Raw genomic sequence first — 23,354 nt, 5'->3', positions numbered from 1 at the left:
CCCCTGGCACGACAAAAGGCGCCCCGGACGCGTCAGCGTCCGGGGCGCCTCGAAGGCTGGGTTCAGCGCGGAGTCAGCTCTGCTTCCTGGACTTGTCGAGCACCATCACCAGACCGGCGATCACCACGAACAGAGCGATGGGCGCCACGACATACAGGCCGAGGGTCTCGGCCACGCTCAGGCCGGGACCCGGGTCGTCGCCGTCGTCCGGGGTGAGCGCAAGCGCGGGGGACGACATCAGCAGCATCATCAGCGTCGTACCGGCTGCGACGGCGCCGGCGCGCAAGGCGTTCTTCTTGTCCACGGTGCCAACGTAGCGAACGCCTTTCAGGGCCGCGCGCCCGGGGGTGCCGTACGGGACCGGGAGCCGGTCGGCGGGGGCGCCGTACGCGGGGCGGCGCCGCTCTCCGTAGGTGCGAAGACCGTCATCAGCCGGTGCAGGCGGGGCGAGGCGGCGAGGTCCTCCAGGGACGCCGGCCGGCCCTCGCCGTCCGCGACGGGAAGGCGCCAGTTCGGGTACTCGTCCCAGGTGCCCGGCAGGTTCTGCGGGCGGAGGTCGCCGACCGCGTCCGGCAGCCACACCCCGACCATGCGCGCCGGCGTGCGCAGCAGGAAGCGGTAGACCGCCCGGATGCCGGCCTCCTCGTCGCCCGCGCCCTCGGGCAGCAAGCCGAGGCTCTCCAGCCGGCCCAGCCACTCCCGCACATCGGCCGCGTCCTCGGTCCGCTCCTGCTCCAGGCCGCGGGTCAGCAGCCCGAGCCGGTGGCGCAGCTCCACGTGACTGCCGCCGAGCCGGGCCGCGGTGGACGGCAGGTCATGGGTGGTGGCGGTGGCGACGCATCCCTCCCGCCACCGCTCCGGCGGCAGCGGCAGGCCGTCGCCCGCCCAGTCCCGCTCGAACCAGAGCACGGAGGTGCCCAGCACGCCACGGTCGGCGAGCGCCTCCCGCACGCCCGGCTCGACCGTGCCCAGGTCCTCCCCCACGACGACGGCGCCCGCGCGGTGCGCCTCCAGGACGAGGACCGCCAGCATCGCCTCGGCGTCGTAGCGGACGTACGTGCCCTCGGTGGGCGGGGCGCCCTGCGGCACCCACCACAGCCGGAACAGGCCCATCACATGGTCGATGCGCAGCGCGCCCGCGTTGCGCAGGATGCCCCGCAGCAGACCGCGGTACGGCGCGAACCCGGTGGCGGCCAGCGCGTCGGGGCGCCAGGGCGGCAGGCCCCAGTCCTGGCCGCGGGCGTTGAACGCGTCGGGCGGGGCGCCGACCGACATCCCGGCGGCGAAGACGTCCTGCAGGGCCCACGCGTCGGAGCCGCCGGGGTGCACTCCGACGGCCAGGTCGTGCACGACGCCGACGCCCATGCCCGCCTCGCGCGCCGCCCGGCCCGCGGCGGCCAGCTGTGTGTCGGTCAGCCACACGAGGCGGCTGTGGAAGTCGACCCGGTCCATCAGCTCGCTCCTGGCCCGCGCGGTCTCGGGGGAACGGGGGTCGCGCAGCGCGGCCGGCCAGCTGTGCCACGCGGAGCCGTGCACCTCGGCGAGCGCGCACCAGGTCGCGTGGTCCTCCAGGGCCCGGCCCTGCTCGGCGAGGAAGGCGCAGTAGGCGGCGTGGCGGCCGGGCCCGAGCGGGACGGTGTGCAGGATCTCCAGGGCCTCGCGCTTCAGCTCCCACACGGCGTCCCGGTCGATCAGCGCGCCCTTGGCGAGGACGGACTCACGCAGCTCGGCGCCCTTGTCCCGCAGCTCCTCCAGCCGTGCGCGCCGCGCGGGGTCCGCGTACGCGTACTCGGGGACGTCCTCGACGCGCAGATGGACGGGGTCGGGGAAGCGGCGCGACGAGGGGCGGTACGGGGAGGGGTCGGCGGGGGCGCCCGGCACCGAGGCGTGCAGCGGATTCACCTGGACGAAGGACGCGCCCAGCGCGCGGCCGGACCAGGTGGCGAGCTCGGCGAGGTCTCCCAGATCCCCCATGCCCCAGGAGCGCGCGGACAGCAGGGAGTACAGCTGCACCAGGAAGCCGTACGACCGGCCCTCGGGCCGGGGCGCCTCACGGGGCGCGACGACGAGAGTGGCGGCGGCGGTCCGGCCGTCGGGGGTCTCGGCGCAGAGCCGGTGCACGCCGTGGGGCATCCGGTCCCAGCCGCCGGGCCGTCCCGTCCCGGGGACGACCTCCCCGCCGTCCTCCGTCTCGACGCGCAGCCGGGTGCCGCCGGGCAGGTCACCGAGCGCGGACGGCGGCTGCGTCCGCGCGCCGTCCTGCCAGACGACGACCGTCTGCGGCAGCAGCCGCGCCGCCGCGGCGCGGTCCGCACGGTCCAGGGCGGCGCTGACCGCCCGCGGGGTGGACGCGTCGATGCCGAGCGCGGCGAGGACGGCGACGACGGTGGTGTCAGGGACCGCCACGGTCACGCCCTCGGAGGGCTGGAAGGCGGTGGCGACTCCGTGCAGCGCGGCGAGCCGGGCAAGGCCCATGCGGACTCCTTCAGACCCCCGGTGACTCGGCGCCGCCCGCCGTGCCGTGGGCGGTCGGCTCGCTCGTCAGGGGCGCGATGTCGGCGAGCGGGGGCTCGCTGGTGAGAGGGGCGGCGTGAGCGAGCGGGGGCTCGCTCGTGAGCGGCACGTCGTGGGCGAGCGGGGGCTCGCCGGTGAGCTGTGCCTCGTGTGTGAGCGGGCAGCCTGCCGGGGCATGCGCCGGCTGCGCCGGGACCTGTTTGGACAAGGCGGAGAGCAGCAGGTGCGCGGATGCGGCCACGGTAAATCACTCCAAGCGGGCGTGAACGGTCGTGAACGGGTCACAGCAGCCCTACCCCGTGGGCACGACCGCAGACGTAAACGATCGGCCAACGTGTTCCGGGTCACATGGTGTTGCCCTTCCGGCGGTCGGCCACGGCGACGCGCCGATCCGCTCCGGAGGTCTGCGGACTCGCCCCGATCGTCCGCCACGCCAGGCAAAAGGCACACAACGGCCAGGCGCATTGACACTCTCGCGGTGGGGGTGGTGGGCTCGAACCGACCGGAACGGCAGGGGAGAACGAGGGGAGACCGGCGTGCGGCTCGGGGGCGGAAGACGTACAGCGGCGGCCGTCGCCGTCGCCGTCATCGGCGGTCTGCTGGGCGGGGCGCCGGGGGCCGTCGCGGCCCCCGCGGACCCCGGCACACCGGCGGGCTCCGCGCAGGACCCCGAGGGCGCCGCGGCGGCGCCCTCCGTGTGGCCGCGCCCCCAGTCGCTGCGCACCACGGGCGGCGCCGTCCCGCTCGGCGACGAGGCGACCGTCGTCGCGGACCCGGCCGCCGACCCGCACGCGGTCGGGCTGCTGAAGGACCTGCTGCGCGAGGCCGGTGTACGGACCGTGCACACCGCACTGCCCGGCCGCGGGCCGGTGTTCCGGCTCGGAGGGCCGGGCGCGCACGAGGCGCTGCGCGCCCTGCGCGCCGCGGAGCGCGCCGACCTGCCGACGGGCGGCTACCGCCTGGCGGCGGGCCGCACCGGCGGACGCGACACGGTCGCGCTCGACGGCGTGGGCGGCGACGGCCTGTTCCACGGAGTGCAGACGCTGCGGCAGCTCGTGCGGGACGGCCGCGTCGCGGGCGTCGTCGTGCGCGACTGGCCCGGAACGGCCGTGCGGGGCATGACGGAGGGCTTCTACGGCGAGCCCTGGTCGCACGAACAGCGGCTCGCGCAGCTCGACTTCATGGGACGCACCAAGCAGAACCGCTACCTGTACGCCGCCGGTGACGACCCCTACCGGCAGTCGATGTGGCGCGAGCCGTACCCGGCGGCGCAGCGCGCGGAGTTCCGCGAACTGGCCGAGCGGGCGCGCCGCAACCACGTCACCCTCGCCTGGGCCGTCGCGCCCGCGCAGTCCATGTGCCTGGCCGACGACGGGGACGTACGGGCGCTGACCCGCAAGATCGACGCGATGTGGGCGCTGGGGGTGCGCGCCTTCCAGCTGCAGTTCCAGGACGTCAGCTACAGCGAATGGCACTGCGACAAGGACGCGGAGACGTACGGGTCGGGTCCCGAGGCCGCGGCGAAGGCCCAGGCACGGGTCGCGGACGCCGTCTCGCGGCACCTGGCCGACCGCCACCCGGGCGCCGAGGCGCTGTCGGTGATGCCGACCGAGTTCTACCAGGAGGGGGCCACGGAGTACCGCACGGCGCTCGCGAGGGAGCTCGACGGAGCGGTGCGCGTGGCGTGGACCGGTGTCGGCGTCGTGCCGCGCACGATCACGGGACGTGAACTTGCGGGCGCGCGGGACGCGTTCGACCATCCGCTGGTCACGATGGACAACTACCCGGTCAACGACTACGCGCAGGACCGGCTGTTCCTCGGCCCGTACACCGGCCGGGAGCCGGCGGTCGCGACCGGCTCGGCGGCTCTGCTGGCCAACGCGATGGAGCAGGCGTCCGCCTCCCGCATCCCCCTGTTCACCGCGGCCGACTACGCCTGGAACCCCAAGGGCTACCGCCCCGAGCAGTCCTGGCAGGCCGCGCTGGACGACCTCGCGGGCGGCGACCCGCGCACGCGGGAGGCGCTGGCGGTCCTGGCCGGGAACGACTCGTCGTCGATCCTCAGCCCCGAGAGCGAGTCGGCGTACCTGCGGCCGCTGATGGACGCGTTCTGGAGCTCCCGCGCCACGACGGACGCCAAGGCGCGGGACCGGGCGGCGGCAGCGCTGCGTTCGGCGTTCACGGTGATGCGCCTCGCGCCCGAGCGGCTCGAGCACACGGCCGACGGGCGGCTGGCACACGAAGTGCGGCCGTGGCTGGACCAGTTGGCGCGTTACGGCCGGGCCGGCGAGCTGGCGGTCGACATGCTGCAGGCCCAGGCGCGTGGGGACGGGCAGGCAGCCTGGCGGGCGTCTCTCGACCTGGAGGCGCGGCACAAGGAACTGCGGGCGAGCCGGGCCACGGTCGGCAAGGGCGTGCTCGGCCCGTTCCTCGACCGCGTGGCGAAGGAGTCGCGGGCGTGGACGGGCGCCGACCGGGTCCGGGAGGGCGAGGACACCGTCCGGCTGGAGCGGCCGCGTCCGCTGACGGCGGTCACGGCGATGACCCGGCCCACCGCCTCCCCGCGCGGGCGTCTCGAGGTGCACGTGCCCGGCGAGGGCTGGCGCGTGCTGGGGCCGCTGTCGGCCGGGGGCTGGACGCAGACGGACGCCAGGGGCGTGAAGGTCGACGCGCTACGGGTGTCGCCGGACGGGGACGAGCCGGTCCCGGTCCGTTCGGTGGTGCCGTGGTTCGCGGACGAGCCCGCGGCGGGGCTCGACCTCGTCCGCACCCAGACGAGCGCCGAGATCGGCGGTGCTCCGCAGCATGCCGGGGTGCGCCTGACGGCGCAGCGGCCCGGTGAGGTGCGCGGCGCGCTCACCGCGAAGGCGCCGGCGGGCATCGAGGTGAAGGTGCCCAAGGAGACGACGGTGCCTCGCGGGCTGCGGACCACGGTCCCGGTGGAGGTGACGGTCCCCGAGGACACGCCGGCCGGCGAGTACCGGGTGCCGCTGTCCTTCGCGGGGCAGGAGAGCACGCTGACGGTGCGCGCCTTCCCGAGGACGGGCACCACGGACCTCGCGCGCGGCGCCGGCGTGCGCGCCTCCTCGTCCGGCGACGAGACCGCGGACTACCCGGCCGCGGCGGCCGTCGACGGCGACCCGCGAAGCCGCTGGTCGTCGACGCTCGGCCCGACGGCCTGGTGGCAGCTGGAGCTGTCGCGGCCGGAGCGGGTGGGCCTGGTGGTGCTGCACTGGCAGGAGGCGTACGCGACGAGGTATCGCATCCAGGTCTCGCCGGACGGCCGGGTCTGGCGCACGGCGGCGACGGTCACGGACGGCAGGGGCGGTCGCGAGGCGGTCCGCATGGACGCCAGGGACACCCGCTTCGTCCGTGTGCAGGGCGACGAGCGGGTCACCGAGTTCGGGTACTCGCTGTTCTCGGTGGAGACCTACGCGGTCGCGGAGTGACGCGCGGGCGCGGCCGCAAAGTGGCATGCGGCCGGCGGCGCGGGAGCGTGCGGCGCCCTCCCCGCTCGCGCGGGGAGGTGCACAAAAAATGGCCTGCGGTCGTCAGGCGGAAATGCCGTCGATCCGGGCCATCGCGTCGTCCGCGCCGTACGGCTGCAGGTAGGGCAGCCAGCGCGGGTCCCTATGTCCGGTCCCGATGATGCGCCAGGCCAGTCCGCTCGGCGGCGCGGGCTGGTGGCGCAGGCGCCATCCCAGTTCGCGCAGGTGCCGGTCGGCCTTGACGTGGTTGCAGCGGCGGCAGGCGGCCACCACGTTGTCCCAGGCGTGCTGTCCCCCGCGACTGCGCGGAACGACATGGTCGACGCTGGTTGCGACGCCACCGCAGTACATACAGCGCCCGCCGTCGCGGGCGAAGAGCGCTTTGCGGGTGAGAGGAACGGGCCCCCGGTAAGGGACCCGCACGAACCGTTTGAGCCGCACCACGCTGGGAGCGGCGACGACACGGGTCGCACTGTGCATGAAGGCGCCGGATTCCTCGAGGCAGGTTGCCTTGTTCTCCAGGACGAGGACGAGCGCGCGGCGGAGCGGTACGACGCCAAGCGGCTCGTACGACGCGTTGAGGACCAGGACATGCGGCACGGTGGATGCCTCCTTGTACGCCGGCGGCGCGTGGCTCGCGCCGGGACGATCTGTCTTCAGTTTGTCCTCATGGCCGGTCCCGGCGCCACCACGTGCGCGTAACGGGCTGGAGGTGTTTTCCGCCACAGGCCTCGGGACGTTCCTCCCCTTTTCTTCCCCCGGGTGAGCCTTGTCTCTCCCTCGGCCGACCACGGGGTGACAGGCTTCGTCCCCCGTTAGGGTGGTTGGGTCTCATCGCTCGCCTGGAGGTTCTCCCCCGTGACCGCGTTCTGGTCCGCCGTCCGCACGGACGCCGATCCCTCGCCCGCACCCGTCACGCTCGACGAGGCCGCCAAGCAGGCCGGCGACGCCGCCGGCTGGGTCGAGGAGAACTGGTCGACCTGGCTGAACACCGGGCTGCGCATCGCGCTGATCCTCGTCGTGGCCCTGGTCCTGCGCATGCTCGTGCGCCGGGCCCTGACCAAGCTGATCGAGCGGATGAACCGCTCCGCGCAGGCGGTGGAGGGCACGACGCTCGGCGGCCTGCTGGTCAACGCGGAGCGGCGCCGGCAGCGCTCGGAGGCCATCGGCTCGGTGCTCCGCTCGATCGCGTCGTTCGTCATCCTCGGCACCGCGTTCCTGATGATCCTCGGGGCGTTCCAGATCGACCTCGCGCCGCTGCTCGCCTCCGCCGGTGTCGCCGGTGTCGCGATCGGTTTCGGCGCGCGCAACCTCGTCACCGACTTCCTCTCGGGCGTCTTCATGATCATGGAGGACCAGTACGGGGTCGGGGACTCGGTCGACGCGGGCGTGGCCTCCGGCGAGGTGATCGAGGTCGGCCTGCGCGTCACGAAGCTGCGCGGCGACAACGGCGAGATCTGGTACGTCCGCAACGGCGAGATCAAGCGGATCGGCAACCTCAGCCAGGGCTGGGCGACCGCCGGCGTCGACGTCACCGTCCGCTCGTCCGAGGACCTGGACCAGGTCAAGGCCGTGATCGGGGAGGTGGCGGACGACCTCGCCAAGGACGAGCCGTGGAACGAGCAGCTCTGGGGCCCGGTCGAGGTGCTGGGCCTGACCGAGGTGCTGCTGGAGTCGATGACCTTCCGCGTGTCGGCGAAGACCATGCCGGGCAAGTCGTTCGGCGTGGAGCGCGAGCTGCGCTGGCGGATCAAGCGGGCCTTCGACGCCGCGGGCATCCGGATCGTCGGCGGTCTGCCGCAGCAGGCGACGGAGGCGGCCGCCGACCCGGCCGCCGGCATGGCGGCGCCGTCCGCCTACGCGTCGACGACGTCGCCGCAGTCGCTGGCCGCGTCCCCGATCCCGCCGCCCGCCAACCTGACGAAGTAGCCGCCCGCCGGGCCCCGGACGCCTGGCCGCACCGCTCGCAGCGCCCCCTCGGTAACGCTTTGGTTGCCCAGGGGGCGTTTGCCATTGACGCCCCGCTGACGGGCGGCCTATTTTTTCCCTACAGAATAGGAAAGTTTCCTAACAGTCCAGATCGAAGGGCAGGTGCAACCGTCGTGGCCGGAGCGACGCCCGGAACCCCACGTGTGCTGCGCGCCATGAACGACCGTGCCGCACTCGATCTGCTGCTGGAGCACGGCCCCCTCTCCCGTACCCGGATCGGCAAGCTGACCGGACTGTCCAAGCCCACCGCCTCCCAGCTGCTGGCCCGGCTGGAGGCGGCGGGCCTCGTCGTCGCGACCGGCACCACCGCGGGACGGCCGGGCCCGAGCGCCCAGCTGTACGCCGTCAACGCCCGCGCCGCCTACGCCGCCGGGCTCGACGTCACCCCGCAGCGCATCCGCGCCGCCGTCGCCGACATCACCGGCGCGACCGTCGGCGAGTCCGAGCTGCCCACCCCCGGGCGGCGCGCGGAGAGCGTCGTGCGGCAGGTCACCGACGCGCTCGACGGCGCCGTCAAGGCCGCCGGCGTCACCCGAGCCGACGTCCACCGCATGGTCGTCGGCACGCCCGGCGCCTTCGACCCCTCGACGGGCCGCCTGCGCTACGCCTCGCACCTGCCCGGCTGGCACTCCCCCACCCTGCTGGACGAGCTCGCCGCGGCGCTGCCGATGCCCGTCGAGTACGAGAACGACGTCAACCTCGTCGCCGTCGCCGAGCAGCGCGGCGGCGCCGCCCACGGCCACGAGGACTTCGTCCTGCTGTGGAACGAGGAGGGCCTCGGCGCCGCCGTCGTCATCGGCGGCCGGCTGCACCGCGGCTTCACGGGCGGCGCCGGCGAGGTCGGCTTCCTGCCCGTGCCCGGGACCCCGCTGGTCCGCCAGGTGACCAAGGCGAACAGCGGCGGCTTCCAGGAACTGGCCGGCGCCCAGGCGCTGCCCCGGCTCGCGCGGGAGCTCGGCATCGAGGGTGTCGGCAGCGGCCCGCACACCAAGGTCGCTACCGCGCTGGTCACCCGTGCCGCCGAGGCGGACTCGGGGCCGTACCGGCAGCTGCTCGACGCGTACGCGACCGGGCTCGCGACCGGGCTCGCGTCCATGGTCGCCGTGCTCGACCCGGAGCTCGTCGTCCTGTCCGGCGAGGCGATCGTCGCGGGCGGGGAGCCGCTGCGCGAGCGCGTCCAGGCCGAGCTCACCGAACTGGCGGCCTCCCGGCCCCGGCTGGTGCTCGGCTCGGTGCGCCGCAGCCCGGTACTGCGGGGCGCGCTGGAAAGCGCTCTGGCCACGACCCGCGACGAGGTCTTCGACACCGCCCGCTGATCCCTCGTCTCCGCTTCTCCCCTCCGCCCCGACTCCGTCCTCGTCGACTCCGTCCTCGTCACAGGGAGACACCGCCATGCCCAGAAACCGCCGGACCACGGCCGCCGCGCTGGCGGCGGCGGCCGCGATATCGCTCCTCGCGTCGGCCTGTACCGGCGCGGCCGGGAACGACGCCGCCGACGACCCGAACGGGAAGACCACGCTGACCTTCTGGCACGGCTGGTCCGCGCCCGGCGAGGTCGCGGCGATCGAGGCCAACATCAAGGCCTTCGAGGACAAGCACCCCGGAATCACGGTCGAGGTCGTCAAGGGCATCACCGACGACAAGCTCAACCAGGGCCTGCGCGCGGGCGGTTCCAGCGCCCCGGACGTCGTCTCGTCCTTCACCACCGACAACGTCGGCCGGTTCTGCTCCTCCAAGGCGCTCACCGACCTGAAGCCGTTCCTGGACAAGTCCGGGATCGACCCGCGGAAGACGTTCCTGCCGCAGATGGCCGAGTACACCGAGCACGACGGCACCCGCTGCACCGTGCCGCTGCTGGGAGACGCGTACGGCCTCTACTACAACAGGACCGCGTTCGAGGAGGCCGGCATCAAGGCGCCGCCGAAGACGCTGTCCGAGTTCGACGCGGCGGTCAAGAAGCTCACGAGGCCCAAGGGCGACGGCTTCGAACGGCTCGGCTTCATGCCCCTGTACCTCGGCTACGAGACCACGGTCGAGCACTACGGCGGCCAGTTCGGCATCCAGTACGTCGACGCGGACGGAAGGTCGAACACGGCGAAGGACCCGGCCGTCAAGGCGATGCTGACCTGGCAGAAGAAGCTCGTGGACGACCTCGGCGGCTTCGCGAAGCTCAACCGGTTCCGCACGGCGCTCGGGGACGAGTGGGGCCCCAAGCACCCGTTCCACACCGGCCAGGTCGCCATGCAGCTCGACGGCGAGTGGCGCGGCAAGATGGCCTCCGACGCGAAGCTCCCCTTCGAGATCGGCGCGGCGCCCTTCCCCGTCCCGGACGACCGGGCGGGCGACTACGGCAAGGGCTACCTCTCCGGCACAATCCTCGGCATCGCGAGCAACAGCCCGCGCAAGGACGCCGCGTGGGAGCTCGTGAAGTACCTGTCCACCGACACCGACGCGGTCGTCTCCTTCGCCAACGCCATCCACAACGTGCCCTCCACCGTGGCGGCCCTGAAGTCGCCGAAGCTGAGCGACGACCCTCTGTACCGCACGTTCGTCGACATCGCGCAGCACCCCAAGAGCTCGCACGCCCCCTCGTCCGTCAACGGCGGCGCCTTCCTGCTCACCCTCCAGGACTACGCCCAGAAGTACGAGAAGGGCACCGAGAAGGACCTGGACGCCCTGCTGAAGAAGAACGACATCCAGGTCGACAAGGACAACGAGCAGGCCCGCTGATGACCACGGCCCCCCTCGCACCGGGACTGAGGTCCAAGCGCCGCCGCTCCGCGCTGCGCACCCTCGGCTTCCTGTCCCCCTGGCTCGTCGGGTTCGGCGTCTTCTTCGCCTACCCGCTGATCGCGACCGTCTACTTCTCCTTCATGGAGTACGACGGGTTCGCCCCGCCCGCCTTCGTGGGCCTGAAGAACTGGGTGTACGTCTTCCGGGACAACCCGCATCTGTGGCCCGCCCTGGCCAACACCCTGTGGCTCATCCTGGTGATGGTGACGCTCCGTGTCGCCTTCGGGCTCGGCATCGGGCTGCTCGTCACCCGTATCAGAACGGGCGCGGGAGTCTTCCGCACCCTGTTCTACCTGCCCTACCTGGCCCCGCCGGTCGCGGCGACGATGTCGTTCGTCTTCCTGCTCAACCCCGGCACGGGCCCGGCCAACACCGTCCTCGGCGCGCTCGGGCTCGGGCAGCCCGAGTGGTTCACCGACCCGGCCTGGTCGAAGCCCTCGCTCACGCTGCTCGCGCTGTGGGGCATCGGCGACCTGATGGTCCTCTTCATGGCGTCGCTGCTGGACGTGCCCAAGGAGCAGTACGAGGCGGCCGAGCTGGACGGCGCGAGCGCCTGGCAGCGCTTCCGCTTCGTGACGCTGCCCACCATCTCGCCGATCGTGCTCTTCGCGGTGATCACCGGAGTGATCGCGACCATGCAGTACTACACCGAGCCCCTGGTGGCCGCGAAGGTCGCCAGCGGTGTGATCGGCGGCTCCGGGCAGCACTTCGAACCCGGCTACCCCGACAAGTCCACGCTCACCGTCCCGCAGGTCGTCTACAACCTGGGCTTCCAGCGCTTCGACACGGGAGCCGCGTGCGTGGTCGCGCTGGTGCTGTTCGCCCTGGCCATGGTGTTCACGGCGTTCCTGATGCGCCGGCGCAGCGGCTTCATGTCGCCGGAGGACTGAGCGATGACCCGGACGACACCAACCGTGCGCCCGCCCGTCCCGCCAGCGGCCGTGCCCCGGACGGGCACCGCGGCCCGGCGCACCGCGCGCCGCAGGGCGGCTCTGGAATGGGTCGCCGTCCACGCGCTCGGCATCGCCGCCGCGCTGTTCTTCGTGCTCCCGTTCGTCTTCGTGTTCCTGACCGCCGTGATGAGCGACGACCAGGCGCTGACCCGCGACCTGTGGCCGCGCACATGGGAGTGGGGCAACTTCGCCACCGTGTGGAACACCCCGGGGTTCCTGACCTGGTGGCGCAACACACTGCTGTACGCGGGGCTCGGCACGGTGCTCGCCGTGGCCAGCAGCCTCCCGGTGGCGTACGCGCTCGCCAGATTCCGCTTCCGCGGGCGCAACGTGATGATGATGCTGGTGATCGCGGCGATGATGCTGCCGCCGCAGGTGATCGTCGTGCCGATGTACCTGTTCTGGGCGAAGCAGATGGATCTCGCGGGCACGCTGTGGCCGCTGATCGTCCCCTTCGCCTTCGGCAACGCGTTCACGATCTTCCTGCTGCGGCAGTTCCTGCTGACGATCCCCCGCGAGTACACCGAGGCGGCCAGGATCGACGGCTGCGGGGAGTTCCGCGCGATGGTCCGCGTGGTGCTGCCGATGGCCAGGCCGGCGATCGCCGCGGCCGCGCTGTTCCACTTCTTCTTCTGCTGGAACGACTACTTCGGACCGCAGATCTACGCCTCCGAGAACCCGGCCGCCTGGACCCTGAGCTACGGCCTGGAGTCCTTCAAGGGCGCCCACCAGACCGACTGGAACCTCACCATGGCGGCCACGGTGCTGATCATGGCACCGGTGATCGTGGTCTTCTTCTTCGCACAAAAGGCCTTCATCGAGGGCGTCACCCTGACCGGAGTAAAGGGCTGATCCATGAAACTCGCTGTTGTGGGGGGCGGTTCCACCTACACCCCCGAGCTGATCGACGGCTTCGCGCGGATGCGCGACACGCTGCCGGTCTCCGAACTGGTGCTGATCGACCCCGCCGCCGGCCGGCTCGAACTCGTCGGCGGCCTGGCCCGGCGGATCTTCGCCAAGAAGGGCCACGACGGACGCATCGTCACGACCTCCGACCTCGACGCGGGCGTCGCCGACGCGGACGCGGTCCTGCTGCAGCTGCGCGTCGGCGGTCAGGCCGCCCGCCAACAGGACGAGACCTGGCCCCTGGAGTGCGGCTGCGTCGGCCAGGAGACGACGGGCGCGGGCGGCCTCGCCAAGGCGCTGCGCACCGTTCCGGTGGTGCTCGACATCGCCGAGCGCGTCCGCCGCGCCAGCCCCGGCGCGTGGATCGTCGACTTCACCAATCCGGTCGGCATCGTGACGCGGGCTCTGCTCCAGGCCGGTCACCGGGCCGTGGGCCTGTGCAACGTCGCCATCGGGCTCCAGCGCAAGTTCGCGAAGCTCCTCGACGTGGACCCGGCCGGAGTCCACCTCGACCACGTGGGGCTCAACCACCTCACCTGGGAGACCGGTGTGCGCCTCGGCGGCCCCGACGGCGCCGACATGCTGCCCAAGCTGCTCGCCGAGCACAGCGACGCCATCGCCGACGATCTGCGGCTGCCGCGCCCGCTGCTGGACCGGCTCGGCGTCGTCCCCTCGTACTACCTCCGCTACTTCTACGCCCACGACGAAGTCGTGCGGGAGCTGCGCACCAAGCCCTCGCGGGCGGCGGAGGTCGCGGAGATGGAGCGCCGGCTGCTGGAGATGTACGGCGACCCGGCCCTCGACGAGAAGCCGGAGCTGCTCGCCAAGCGCGGTGGCGCCTTCTACTCCGAGGCCGCCGTCGACCTCGCCGCGTCGCTGCTGGGCGGCGCGGGCAGCCCGGTGCAGGTGGTGAACACCTGGAACAGGGGCACGCTGCCGTTCCTGCCGGACGACGCCGTCATCGAGGTGCAGGCCCGCGTCGGCACGGACGGCGCCGCACCGCTGGCCGTGCCGGACCTCGATCCGCTGTACGCGGGGCTGATCGCCGATGTGACGGCGTACGAGGACCTGGCGCTGGAGGCCGCGCTGCGCGGCGGACGCGACCGGGTCTTCAAGGCCCTGCTGGCGCACCCGCTGATCGGCCAGTACGCCTACGCGGACAAGCTCACCGACCAGCTGATCGCGCACAACCGGGAGCACCTGGCGTGGGCGTGACCGGCATCCCCGTAAGCCGCCCCGGTCCCGCGGGCGCGTCGGGGACCCCGTCCACCGGACCGGCCGGGGGGAGCTCCCGTGGACCCCGCGGCGTGGTCCTCGCCATCGACGCGGGAAACAGCAAGACCGACGTCGCCTGCGTCGGCACCGACGGGGCCGTCCTGGCATCGGCCAGGGGGCCCGGCTTCCAGCCGCCGAGGGTCGGCGTCACCGCGGCTGTCGACGCGCTCGCGTCGACGGTCGGCGAGGCGCTCGCCAGCGCTCGGGCCCGCGGCACGCCGATCGACGCCGCCGAGCACGTCTCGGCCTGCCTCGCCAACGCCGATCTGCCGGTGGAGGAGGCGCAGTTGACGGCGGCCCTGCACGAGCGCGGATGGGGGCGCACGACGCAGGTGCTCAACGACACCTTCGCCGTTCTGCGCGCCGGGGTCGACGAGCCGCGGGGCGTCGCCGTGGTGTGCGGCGCGGGCATCAATTGCGTGGGGATGCTGCCGGACGGCCGCACCGCACGCTTCCCGGCCATCGGGAAGCTCTCGGGTGACTGGGGAGGCGGGGCGGGACTCGCCGACGAGGCACTGTGGTTCGCGGCGCGCGCCGAGGACGGGCGGGGCGAGCCGACGGCACTGGCGCGCACGCTTCCCGCGCACTTCGGTCTCGACTCCATGTACGCGCTGATCGAGGCGCTGCACCTGGGCCGCGTCGCCACCGTGCGCAAACACGAGCTGACTCCGCTGCTGTTCGCCGCCGGCGCGGACGGCGACCCGGTGGCGCGCGGTCTGGTGCGCCGGCTCGCGGAGGAGGTGGTCGCCATGGCCGCGGTGGCGCTGGGACGGCTGGACCTTCTGGACGAGGAGGCGCCGCTGGTGCTGGGCGGCAGCGTGCTCGCGGCCAGGCACCCCCAACTGGACGCGGACCTCGCCGAACTGCTGGCCGTCAAGGCCCCCAAGGCAGTGGTGCGCGTGGTGACGGCGGCGCCGGTGCTGGGCGCGGCGCTGCTCGGACTCGACCACGTCGCCGCACCGCCCGAGGCGCATCGCACGCTGCGGGCCCGGTACGGGGGTTGAGACACTCGGCGGGCATGTACCGCCGTCCGCTCCCCTGGCCCGGACGGGCGGCGTACACATTTTCGGCCGTGGGCCCGGCCCGGTGGCCGCACGTTCACCCGTTCGGTGGGAACCGGGCCGGGCCGGGAAGCGTATTCACTGAGGGGACAAGGGTGGGGGACGGGCCTGGCACGACGCCGACGGAGGGCCCGGGACGCGAAGAGTCGAACAAGATCCAGTCAATTGTGGTGTGAAGCAGTCCCCTGCGGCCATACTGCTGGCCGGGAGTTGTCCCAGGACCCGCCGGGGGGCGGGCCGTCGGCGACCGAGGGGGAGGTCACGTGACACACCCGCCGAATGTGCGCACCGCGCCCCGGCCGGCCGCGGCGCCCGTGCCCGCACGGCCTCCGGCAGGACCGGCGCACGGCGGCGCCTGGGCCGAGGGAAAGCGACGGCTGCGGGCGGCGGCGACGACCGAGCCGGGGCGGCTGCAGATCATCGGGGCCGTGCTCGCGGGCCTGGTGGTGCTGTTCGGCGCGGTGACGGCGCTGGAGGTCTCCGACCGGGCCGCCTCCGCCGACGACGTGGTGAGCCGGAGCCAGCCGCTCAGCGCGGACGCCGCCTCCATCTACCGCTCGCTGGCGGACGCGGACACGGCGGCGTCCAGCGGCTTCCTGGCAGGCGCCGAGGAGCCCCGCGACGTCCACCAGAGGTACGAGAAGGACATCGCGCTCGCGTCACGGCTGCTGGTCAAGGCCGCGACGAACACCGACAGTTCGAGCGAGTCGGGCCGTCAGATCGCCGAGCTGAACGAGCAGCTCCCGCGGTACACGGGACTGATAGAGACCGCCCGCGCGAACAACAGGCTCGGCAGGCCGCTCGGCGGCGCGTATCTGCGCTTCGCCAACGAGCTGATGACCAAGCAGCTCCTGCCCGCAGCCCAGCGGCTGTACGACGCGGAGACGGCGCGGCTGGAGCAGGACGACGAGGACGCGCGCTTCTGGCCGGTGCTCTCGCTCGCGGCCGGTGCGGCCGCCCTGGCCGTGCTGGTGTGGGCCCAGCGGCGCAACTACCGCCGCACGAACCGGGTCTTCAACCACGGACTCCTCGCCGCCACCGCCGCGTCCACCGTGCTGCTGCTGTGGCTGGCGGTCGGGCACACGGTGGCCCGCGCCCAGCTGAACGACGCCAAGGCGCACGGCCAGCAGTCCCTCAAGGTCCTCAACGACGCCCGCATCAACTCCCTGAAGGCCCGGGCCAACGAGAACCTGACGCTGGTCGCCCGGGGCGCGGTGCTGACCGACGACGGCAAGAGCGACAAGTACGAGACGGAGTACGCCGGCGGCATGGCACGGCTCGGCGAGCAACTGGGCCGTGCGCAGCGGCTGGCCGACGACGGCGAGGGGCGCGGTCCGGTCGAGGACGCCGTGCGGAGCGTGTCGCAGTGGCAGACCCGCCACAAGGACGTGACCGCCACCGACAGGGCGGGCGACTACGACGGCGCGGTGCACAAGGTCATCGGCGGCAAGGGCTCCACGGACGAGTCGTTCGACCAGGTGGACAAGGCGCTGGACAAGGCGCTGGCGCACGAGCAGCGGGAGTTCACCGAGGCCGCGGAGGACGGGCGCGGGGCGCTCGGCGGGCTGCCGGCCGGAGCGGCGCTGCTGGCCCTGCTCGGGGCCGTGGCCGCGATCCTGGGTATCAACCGCAGGCTTTCGGAGTACCGGTGAGAGGGGGAGAGATGACGGACACCAGGCCGGGCTCGCGTCCGAGGCGCACACGGCGCCCGAGCAGCCTGCGGGGCTGGGGCGGTGTCGCGGGCATGGCCGCCGCGTGCGCGCTGACCGCGGCCGTCACACTGCTGCCGCTGGCCCATGGCGGCGCGGACGCCCTCAGCCCGCACCCCGCCGGTCAGGGCATGGCGGTCTCCGGTAAGACGGACGACTGCAAGGACCCGGAGGCGTCGCTGCGCCCGTCCACGGCCGGCGGACCGAACATCGACGCGATCAAGGAGCGGGGCAAGCTGATCGTCGGCGTCGACCAGAACAGCTACCGCTGGGGCTACCGCAACCCGGGCGGCGACCAGGAGGGCGCGGACGGTCCGGCGGGCGACGGCTCCGAGGGCTCCGAGGGCTCCGAGGGCTCCGGCAATCGGACCGGCGGCGTCCTGGAGGGCTTCGACATCGACCTCGCCCGCGCCATCGCCGAGAACATCCTCGGCAGCAAGGACGCCGTCATCTTCCGGGCGATCCCGACCAACCAGCGCATCGCCGCGCTCGACAGCGGCGCGGTGGACATCGTCGTGCGCACCATGACGATCAACTGCGCCCGGATCGAACAGGTCGCGTTCTCCACGGCGTACTTCCAGGCGGGACAGCAGGTCCTCGCGCCGAAGAGCTCGCCGATCACCGGGTACGACACGTCCCTGGCGGGCAAGCGGGTTTGCTCGGCCGAGGGCTCGACGGCGTACGAGGCGCTGGAGAAGAACAGCTTCGGCGCCACGTTCCAGGACGAGCACGACGGGCAGCCGTCCGACGAGGACCTGTACACCGTGCCGAACCAGCTGGACTGCCTCGTCAGGCTCCAGCAGGGCCTGGTCGACGCGATCGTCACGGACAACGCCCTGGCGGCGGGTCAGGCCGCCCAGGACCCGGCGGTCGAGCTCAAGGGCGGCAAGCCGTTCACCACCGAGTACTACGGCGTGGCCACCAAGCTGGGCAAGGACGACCTGGTGCGCCGGGTCAACCAGGTGCTCGTCGACTACCGCAGAGGACCCTGGATGCAGTCGTACAACAAGTGGCTGGCCGCCGATCTGCCCGGCATAACGGCGCCGCCGGAGCCGAAGTACCGGGCGGAGTAGGCCGGCGCCGGTGAGGAGCGCCGGGCGGCGGCCCCGGGGGCGAGCCGGGCACGACGGCACGAGCAGCAGGACGGGCACGGTCCGGGACGCGTCCCGGAGCGGTTCGCAACAGTTCGGACAGTTCGGAAAAGTTCGGAGACGAACGGAGAGGTGATCGATGGGCGTCGCGGGACCCTTCCCCGGCTCGGCGGGGACGCCGCACGGGCCGGTGATGGACCGGGACGAGGTGGACCGTGCGCTGGCGCGGCTCGGCGCGGAGCACGAGGCGGTCGAGACCTCGCTCCTCGCCCTCCAGGACCACGCCGGGCGACGGCTCCTCGAAGGGGCCGAGCTGACCGGCGTCACCAAGGAGCGCTGGGCGGCCGCCGAGCAGTCGATCACGCTGCTGTGGAACTACTTCGACGCGTACACCGACGCGCTGACGGACATCCGTGAACTGCGCGCACGCCGCCGCTGGTCCAGTCGCGAGGACCTGGCCGAGCTCACCGAGCGGCTGCGCGGCCGCAGCGTGACGGTGGCCGGCCAGGCCGCGGCGCCGGCTCCGTCGCTCACCGGACCCGCCAGGCTCTCCGAGCAGTTCACGCTCGAGGAGCTGGTCGCCCGGATGAACGAGCTGTACGCGGCCGCGCTCGACATGGTCGTCGCCGCGGACGCGGTGTGGTCGGCGCTGCCCGCCCGGATCGACCTGCTCTCCGCCGAGCTGCAGCGCACCCGTTCGCTCGCCCGTTCCGTGGGCGTACGGCCCGGGGAGCACCCCTCCGGGGACGACCTGGAGGACATCACCCACGAGCTGTCCGCGCTGCGTGCCCAGGTGGTGTCCGACCCGCTCGCCTTCTGGCGGCCCGCACCCGGCAGTTCGGCGCCGGGCGGCGGCCGCCCGGACACCGACCGCTACGACCGTGCGGCGCGCGCCCTGGAGGACGTGCGCCGGGAGATCGAGGCCGTCCTCCAGGTCCGGCAGGACTCGGAGGAGCGGCTGATGAGGCTGCGCGACGTGCTCTCGCGCGCCGACCGGACGCTGACCGAGGCCCGCTCGGCGCGCGGCGAGGTGCTGGCGAAGATCGCCGCGTCCGAGGTGCCCGCGGTCAGCGGGCCGCCCACGGCGCTCCAGGAGAGGCTGGCCACGGCCGCCGAGTACCGGCGGCACTCCCAGTGGCACCGGCTGTCGCCGCTGCTGGAGTCGCTGGAGCGCGAGGCCGAGGACGAACTGCACCGGGCCAGGGAGTCGTTGACGGCCGTCACCGCGCCGCTGGCCGTGCGCGCCGAGCTGCGTGGCCGGCTCGACGCCTACAAGGCCAAGGTCGCCCGGCACGGCATGGCGGAGGACCTGCTGCTGATCGAGCGGTACGACGCGGCCCGGCGGATGCTGTGGAGTGCGCCGTGCGATCTGCGGGCCGCCGAGCAGGCGGTGCTGCGCTACCAGCAGGCCGCCGCCGAGGTGCTGGTGCCGAGACAGGGCGGAGCGGAGCCCGAGGACCGCAGGGGGGATTCATGAACGGGACGACGAACTGCCAGCGGCCCGGCTGCGAGGGCTCGTACGAGGACATGGGCGGCGGTGAGATGTACTGCGACACGTGCGGTCTCGCGCCCGTCGTGTCCCCCACCGGCATGGTCGGCTCGCAGCCCACCGGCATCGCCGGCGGCGGCCGGAACTCCTCGTCGGCGCGCGGCGGTTCACGTTCCTCACGGGCGTCGTCGCGGTCGTCGTCGCGGTCGTCGTCCTCGCGCCGTTCGGTGTCGGGCAGGCTGTCGCGGTCGCTGAGCGGCAGCAGCACGTCGTCGCGCTCCGTCTCGGTGCGCAGCTCGGGTTCGTCCACCGCCTCCTCGGGACGCGGCAGGCTGGGCGCCGGCCTGGTCGCCGTGCCGGAGGTGCCGCGGCCTGATCCGCGTACGGCGGTGATGGCCGACCCCGAGGTGCCGGAGCGGAAGCGGTTCTGCTCGCGCTCGGACTGCGGGGCGCCGGTGGGCCGCGCGCGCGGTGACCGCCCCGGGCGCACGGAGGGCTTCTGCACCAAGTGCGGCCACCCGTACTCCTTCGTGCCCAAGCTCAAGGGCGGCGACATCGTGCACGGCCAGTACGAGGTCGTGGGCTGCCTGGCGCACGGCGGTCTCGGCTGGGTGTACCTGGCGGTGGACCGCGCGGTGTCCGACCGGTGGGTGGTCCTCAAGGGCCTGCTGGACACAGGCGACCAGGACGCGATGGCCGCGGCGATCTCGGAGCGCCGCTTCCTCGCCGAGATCGAGCACTCCAACATCGTCCGCATCTACAACTTCGTCGAGCACCTCGACCAGCGCACCGGCTCCCTGGACGGCTACATCGTCATGGAGTACGTGGGCGGCAAGTCGCTGAAGGAGATCGCCAACGAGCGCCGCGGCCCGGACGGCCGGCGCGACCCGCTGCCCGTCGAGCAGGCGTGCGCATACGGCATCGAGGCGCTGGAGGCGCTCGGCCACCTGCACAGCAGGAACCTGCTCTACTGCGACTTCAAGGTCGACAACGCCATCCAGCAGCAGGACCAGCTGAAGCTGATCGACATGGGCGCCGTCCGCAGGATGGACGACGACGAGTCCGCCATCTACGGGACCGTCGGCTACCAGGCCCCCGAGGTCGCCGAGGTCGGCCCGTCGGTGGCCTCGGACCTGTACACGGTCGCGCGCACGCTCGCGGTGCTGACCTTCGACTTCCAGGGCTACACGAACGTGTTCGTGGACTCCCTGCCCGACCCGGAGCACATTCAGGTCTTCCGCACCTACGAGTCGTTCTACCGGCTGCTGGTGCGCGCCACCGACCCGGATCCGGGGCGCCGGTTCGCCTCGGCCCAGGAGATGGCCGAGCAGCTGACCGGGGTGCTGCGGGAGGTCGTCGCGATGCAGACGGGCCGGCCCCGCCCGGCGCTGTCGACGCTGTTCGGGCCCGAAGTGCGCGTGACCGACACCGAGTTGTTCGCGGAGCTCGACGAGGACGTCTCCGTGCTGGGCGCCCGTCGCGCCCCGGGCGTGCGCCGCCCGAAGGCCACGGCGCACGGGAGCTCTCCGGCAGCCGTGCCGCCCGGAGCACCACCGACGCCGTCGCTGCCCGGCGCGCCCCCGCCTCCGGCCGGCCTCCCCGGCCCCGCGGCCCCTGCCCCGGTGCCCGCCCCGCGCACACCGGACGGCGCGACCGCGCTTCCGGCGCTCGCCCCGCACCTCGCCGTGCTCGACACGCGCGGGGCGGCCCTCGCACTGCCGGTCCCGCGGGTCGACCCCCACGACCCGAACGCGGGCTTCCTCGCCGGTCTGATGGCCTCGGCCCCCGCCGAGCTGATCGCCGCGCTGCACGCGGCCGCGGCGAGTTCGCCGGAGACGCTGCTGCGGGAGCTGCGCGCCCGGCTGGAGATGGGCGATGTCGCGTCGGCGGCCGGGACGCTCGCCACCCTGGAGGGTGCGCGGCCGGACGACTGGCGCGTCGTCTGGTACCGGGGCGTCACCTCGCTGGTGACGGGCGACCACGAGGCGGCGGCGCTGTCGTTCGACGCGGTCTACGACGCGTTCCCCGGCGAGAGCGCGCCCAAGCTCGCGCTCGGCCTGTGCGCCGAGGTGCTCGGCCAGCTCGACAACGCCGCGGAGTACTACCGCCTTGTGTGGACGACCGACCCGAGCTTCGTCAGCGCCGCGTTCGGGCTCGCCCGTGTGCAGATCGCCGCGGGCGACCGTGCCGGGGCCGTACGGACGCTGGAGTCGGTGCCGGAGGTGTCCATCCACTACACGGCGGCGCGGGTGGCCGCCGTGCGGGCCAGACTGCGCCGGCGCGCCGCGCACGAGCCGCTTCTGGGTGACCTGTCGGCGGCCGCCGCGCAGGTGGAGGCCCTGGGAGGCTTCGGTCTCGACCCGGTGCGACGCGAGAAACTGGCCACCGAGGTGCTCGGGACGGCGCTCGACTGGGTACTCTCCGGAAGTCCCGGAGCCCTGCCGTCCGTTCCGACCGCACCCCCCGCGCCGAGCGCGAGCACGCCGACCGTGCTGCTCGGCAGCGAACTGGACGAGCGCGGCCTGCGCTTCGGCCTGGAGCGCTCCTACCGGGTCCTGGCCCGGCTCGCCCAGCGCGGTGAGGAGCGGATAGAGCTGGTGGAGCGGGCCAACCGCTACCGCCCCCGGACGTGGGTGTGATTGATGGCGCAGATGCACCAGCCGGCCGACGCCACGGCCTGCCCCAGCTGCGAGGAGCCGGTGGAGCCCGGCGACCGGTTCTGCGGAGCCTGCGGGTACGACCTGTCGGCCGTTCCCGTACCGTCGCCGGACCGCCCCACCCTGGCCATCGGGACACCGGTGGAGTGGCCGGCCGCCACCGGCGCCGACACGTCGGGCCTGTCACCGCGCACACAGCAGCCCGGGGACCTGCCCGGCACCGACTCCGACGGCGGTGAGCTGTCGGGCCCCGGCGTCCGCTACGACACCCCGCCCTCGGGCGACTTCGAGCTGGCGGCCCCGGACCCTGCCAGGGCCGCGCCGGCCGACCCGCGCGCCGCCGAGCTCCCGCCGGCCTCGGGGACCCCTGGGGCGTCGGGGGCGTCGGGCGGCAAGCTGTGCGTGGCCTGCCGGTCGGGCCACGTCGATCCCGACGGCTACTGCGAGCACTGCGGCCACGCCCAGCCGCGGGAACGCGACCACATGGAGCAGGAGCTCGAGTCGGTCGCCGCCGTCAGCGACCGCGGTCTGCGCCACCACCGCAACGAGGACGCGTTCGCGGTCGCCGCCACCTCCCTGCCGGACGGTTCGCCCGCCGTCGTCGCGGTCGTCTGCGACGGCGTCTCGTCGGCGACCCGCCCGGACGAGGCGTCGGCGGCGGCCGCCCGCACGGCAAGCGAGCAGCTGCTCGACTCGCTGCCGCGCGGCACCCATCCGCAGCAGGCCATGCACGAGGCGATCGTCGCCGCCGCCACGGCGGTCAACTCCCTTGCCGCGGACGCCGGAAGCGAGGAGCCCGACCAGGGCAGCCGGCAGAACGCGCCGGCGTGCACGATCGTCAGCGCCGTCGCGGCCGGCGAACTGCTGGTCGTCGGCTGGGTCGGCGACAGCCGCGCCTACTGGGTGCCCGACGACCGCAGCGGCCCGCCCGCGCGGCTCACCGAGGACGACTCGTGGGCGGCGCAGATGGTCGCCGCCGGCCTGATGAACGAGGCCGAGGCGTACGCGGACGAGCGCGCGCACGCGATCACGGGCTGGCTGGGCGCCGACGCGTACGAACTGGAGCCGCACACCGCGTCGTTCAAGCCGGACCGCTCCGGCGTGGTCGTGGTCTGCACGGACGGCCTGTGGAACTACGCGGAGGGCGCGGACGAGATGGCCCGGGCCGTCCCCGCCGACGCGGCCGAACGGCCGTTGCGCAGCGCCCAGGTGCTGGTCGGCCACGCCCTCGACGGCGGCGGCCACGACAACGTCACCGTGGCGGTGCTGCCGTTCGCGGTCCCGGCCGAAGGGGCGGCACCGGCCTGAGCGGTGGCCGCCCGGGCCCTGCCCGCTCCCCCGTCGACCACGCCCTGACCGCTCCGCCCTCCCGTCCTCACGACCAGGCCGCAACGGTCCACCGGGCCGCGCCTCGCGCCCCGGCCCGACC

17 protein-coding genes are annotated in these 23,354 nt (G+C 73.6%); 13 read left to right on the top strand and 4 right to left on the bottom strand.

What is annotated here, in order from left to right; genetic code table 11:
• Positions 1-73: 73 nt before the first annotated feature.
• Genes ACWD0A_RS08110 through ACWD0A_RS08100 form a run of 3 tightly spaced genes read right to left on the bottom strand, consistent with a single transcriptional unit; the run spans position 74 to position 2,755 of the window.
• Positions 74-304, bottom strand: a complete 231-nt coding sequence (locus ACWD0A_RS08110; protein ID WP_177150869.1) for a hypothetical protein — start codon at positions 302-304, stop codon at positions 74-76.
• Between the two features lie 23 nt (positions 305-327).
• Positions 328-2,475 (bottom strand): 4-alpha-glucanotransferase, encoded by a 2,148-nt coding sequence (gene malQ / locus ACWD0A_RS08105; RefSeq protein WP_451295767.1) that lies wholly within the window; start codon positions 2,473-2,475, stop codon positions 328-330.
• Positions 2,476-2,485: 10 nt separating this feature from the next.
• Positions 2,486-2,755 carry a hypothetical protein gene (locus ACWD0A_RS08100; protein ID WP_307715463.1) on the bottom strand — a complete coding sequence of 90 codons (270 nt, stop codon included), beginning with the start codon at positions 2,753-2,755 and terminating at the stop codon, positions 2,486-2,488.
• Positions 2,756-3,050: 295 nt separating this feature from the next.
• On the opposite strand from ACWD0A_RS08100, the gene ACWD0A_RS08095 reads away from it, so the two are divergent.
• Entirely contained in the window at positions 3,051-5,963 is a 2,913-nt protein-coding gene (locus ACWD0A_RS08095; protein WP_451295764.1) for a beta-N-acetylglucosaminidase domain-containing protein, read from the top strand.
• A 102-nt stretch (positions 5,964-6,065) separates the two neighbouring features.
• Here the strand turns inward: ACWD0A_RS08095 and ACWD0A_RS08090 are convergent, their stop codons facing one another.
• On the bottom strand, positions 6,066-6,602 hold the full coding sequence (locus ACWD0A_RS08090) for an HNH endonuclease (protein ID WP_177150873.1): 537 nt from the start codon (positions 6,600-6,602) through the stop codon (positions 6,066-6,068).
• Positions 6,603-6,860: 258 nt separating this feature from the next.
• Between ACWD0A_RS08090 and ACWD0A_RS08085 the strand changes: the two genes are divergently transcribed.
• The 12 genes from ACWD0A_RS08085 (at position 6,861) to ACWD0A_RS08030 (ending at position 23,233) form a co-directional block, all read left to right on the top strand.
• On the top strand, positions 6,861-7,931 hold the full coding sequence (locus ACWD0A_RS08085) for a mechanosensitive ion channel family protein (protein WP_451295762.1): 1,071 nt from the start codon (positions 6,861-6,863) through the stop codon (positions 7,929-7,931).
• Positions 7,932-8,146: 215 nt separating this feature from the next.
• A complete protein-coding gene (locus tag ACWD0A_RS08080; protein ID WP_451295760.1) occupies positions 8,147-9,307 on the top strand; it encodes an ROK family transcriptional regulator in 1,161 nt (386 codons plus the stop codon).
• 76 nt (positions 9,308-9,383) lie between these two features.
• Positions 9,384-10,721 carry an ABC transporter substrate-binding protein gene (locus ACWD0A_RS08075; protein WP_451295758.1) on the top strand — a complete coding sequence of 446 codons (1,338 nt, stop codon included), beginning with the start codon at positions 9,384-9,386 and terminating at the stop codon, positions 10,719-10,721.
• Positions 10,721-11,674: a carbohydrate ABC transporter permease gene (locus ACWD0A_RS08070; RefSeq protein ID WP_451295756.1), complete on the top strand. Its 954-nt coding sequence runs from the start codon at positions 10,721-10,723 to the stop codon at positions 11,672-11,674. Before ACWD0A_RS08075 ends, ACWD0A_RS08070 begins: the two co-directional genes overlap by 1 nt.
• 3 nt (positions 11,675-11,677) lie before the next feature.
• Positions 11,678-12,589 carry a carbohydrate ABC transporter permease gene (locus tag ACWD0A_RS08065; protein ID WP_451295754.1) on the top strand — a complete coding sequence of 304 codons (912 nt, stop codon included), beginning with the start codon at positions 11,678-11,680 and terminating at the stop codon, positions 12,587-12,589.
• Between the two features lie 3 nt (positions 12,590-12,592).
• Positions 12,593-13,858 carry a 6-phospho-beta-glucosidase gene (locus ACWD0A_RS08060; RefSeq protein WP_451295752.1) on the top strand — a complete coding sequence of 422 codons (1,266 nt, stop codon included), beginning with the start codon at positions 12,593-12,595 and terminating at the stop codon, positions 13,856-13,858.
• Positions 13,859-13,950: 92 nt separating this feature from the next.
• On the top strand, positions 13,951-14,922 hold the full coding sequence (locus tag ACWD0A_RS08055) for an N-acetylglucosamine kinase (RefSeq protein ID WP_451295750.1): 972 nt from the start codon (positions 13,951-13,953) through the stop codon (positions 14,920-14,922).
• Positions 14,923-15,242: 320 nt separating this feature from the next.
• Entirely contained in the window at positions 15,243-16,631 is a 1,389-nt protein-coding gene (locus tag ACWD0A_RS08050; protein ID WP_451295748.1) for a hypothetical protein, read from the top strand.
• 11 nt (positions 16,632-16,642) lie between these two features.
• Complete coding sequence (locus ACWD0A_RS08045; RefSeq protein WP_451295746.1) at positions 16,643-17,761, top strand: glutamate ABC transporter substrate-binding protein; 1,119 nt, start codon at positions 16,643-16,645, stop codon at positions 17,759-17,761.
• A 157-nt stretch (positions 17,762-17,918) separates the two neighbouring features.
• Positions 17,919-19,256, top strand: coding sequence for a hypothetical protein (locus tag ACWD0A_RS08040; RefSeq protein WP_451295744.1), 1,338 nt, complete (start codon positions 17,919-17,921; stop codon positions 19,254-19,256).
• On the top strand, positions 19,253-21,907 hold the full coding sequence (locus ACWD0A_RS08035) for a tetratricopeptide repeat protein (RefSeq protein WP_451295742.1): 2,655 nt from the start codon (positions 19,253-19,255) through the stop codon (positions 21,905-21,907). The genes ACWD0A_RS08040 and ACWD0A_RS08035 overlap by 4 nt, the downstream gene beginning before the upstream one ends.
• 3 nt (positions 21,908-21,910) lie before the next feature.
• Entirely contained in the window at positions 21,911-23,233 is a 1,323-nt protein-coding gene (locus tag ACWD0A_RS08030) for a PP2C family serine/threonine-protein phosphatase (protein WP_451295740.1), read from the top strand.
• Positions 23,234-23,354: the final 121 nt, after the last annotated feature.

The sequence above is a fragment of the Streptomyces sp. NPDC002867 genome (assembly GCF_053591895.1).
The sequence above is the reverse complement of the archived record's forward strand: the minus strand, read 5'-3'. Positions and strand labels throughout refer to the sequence as shown.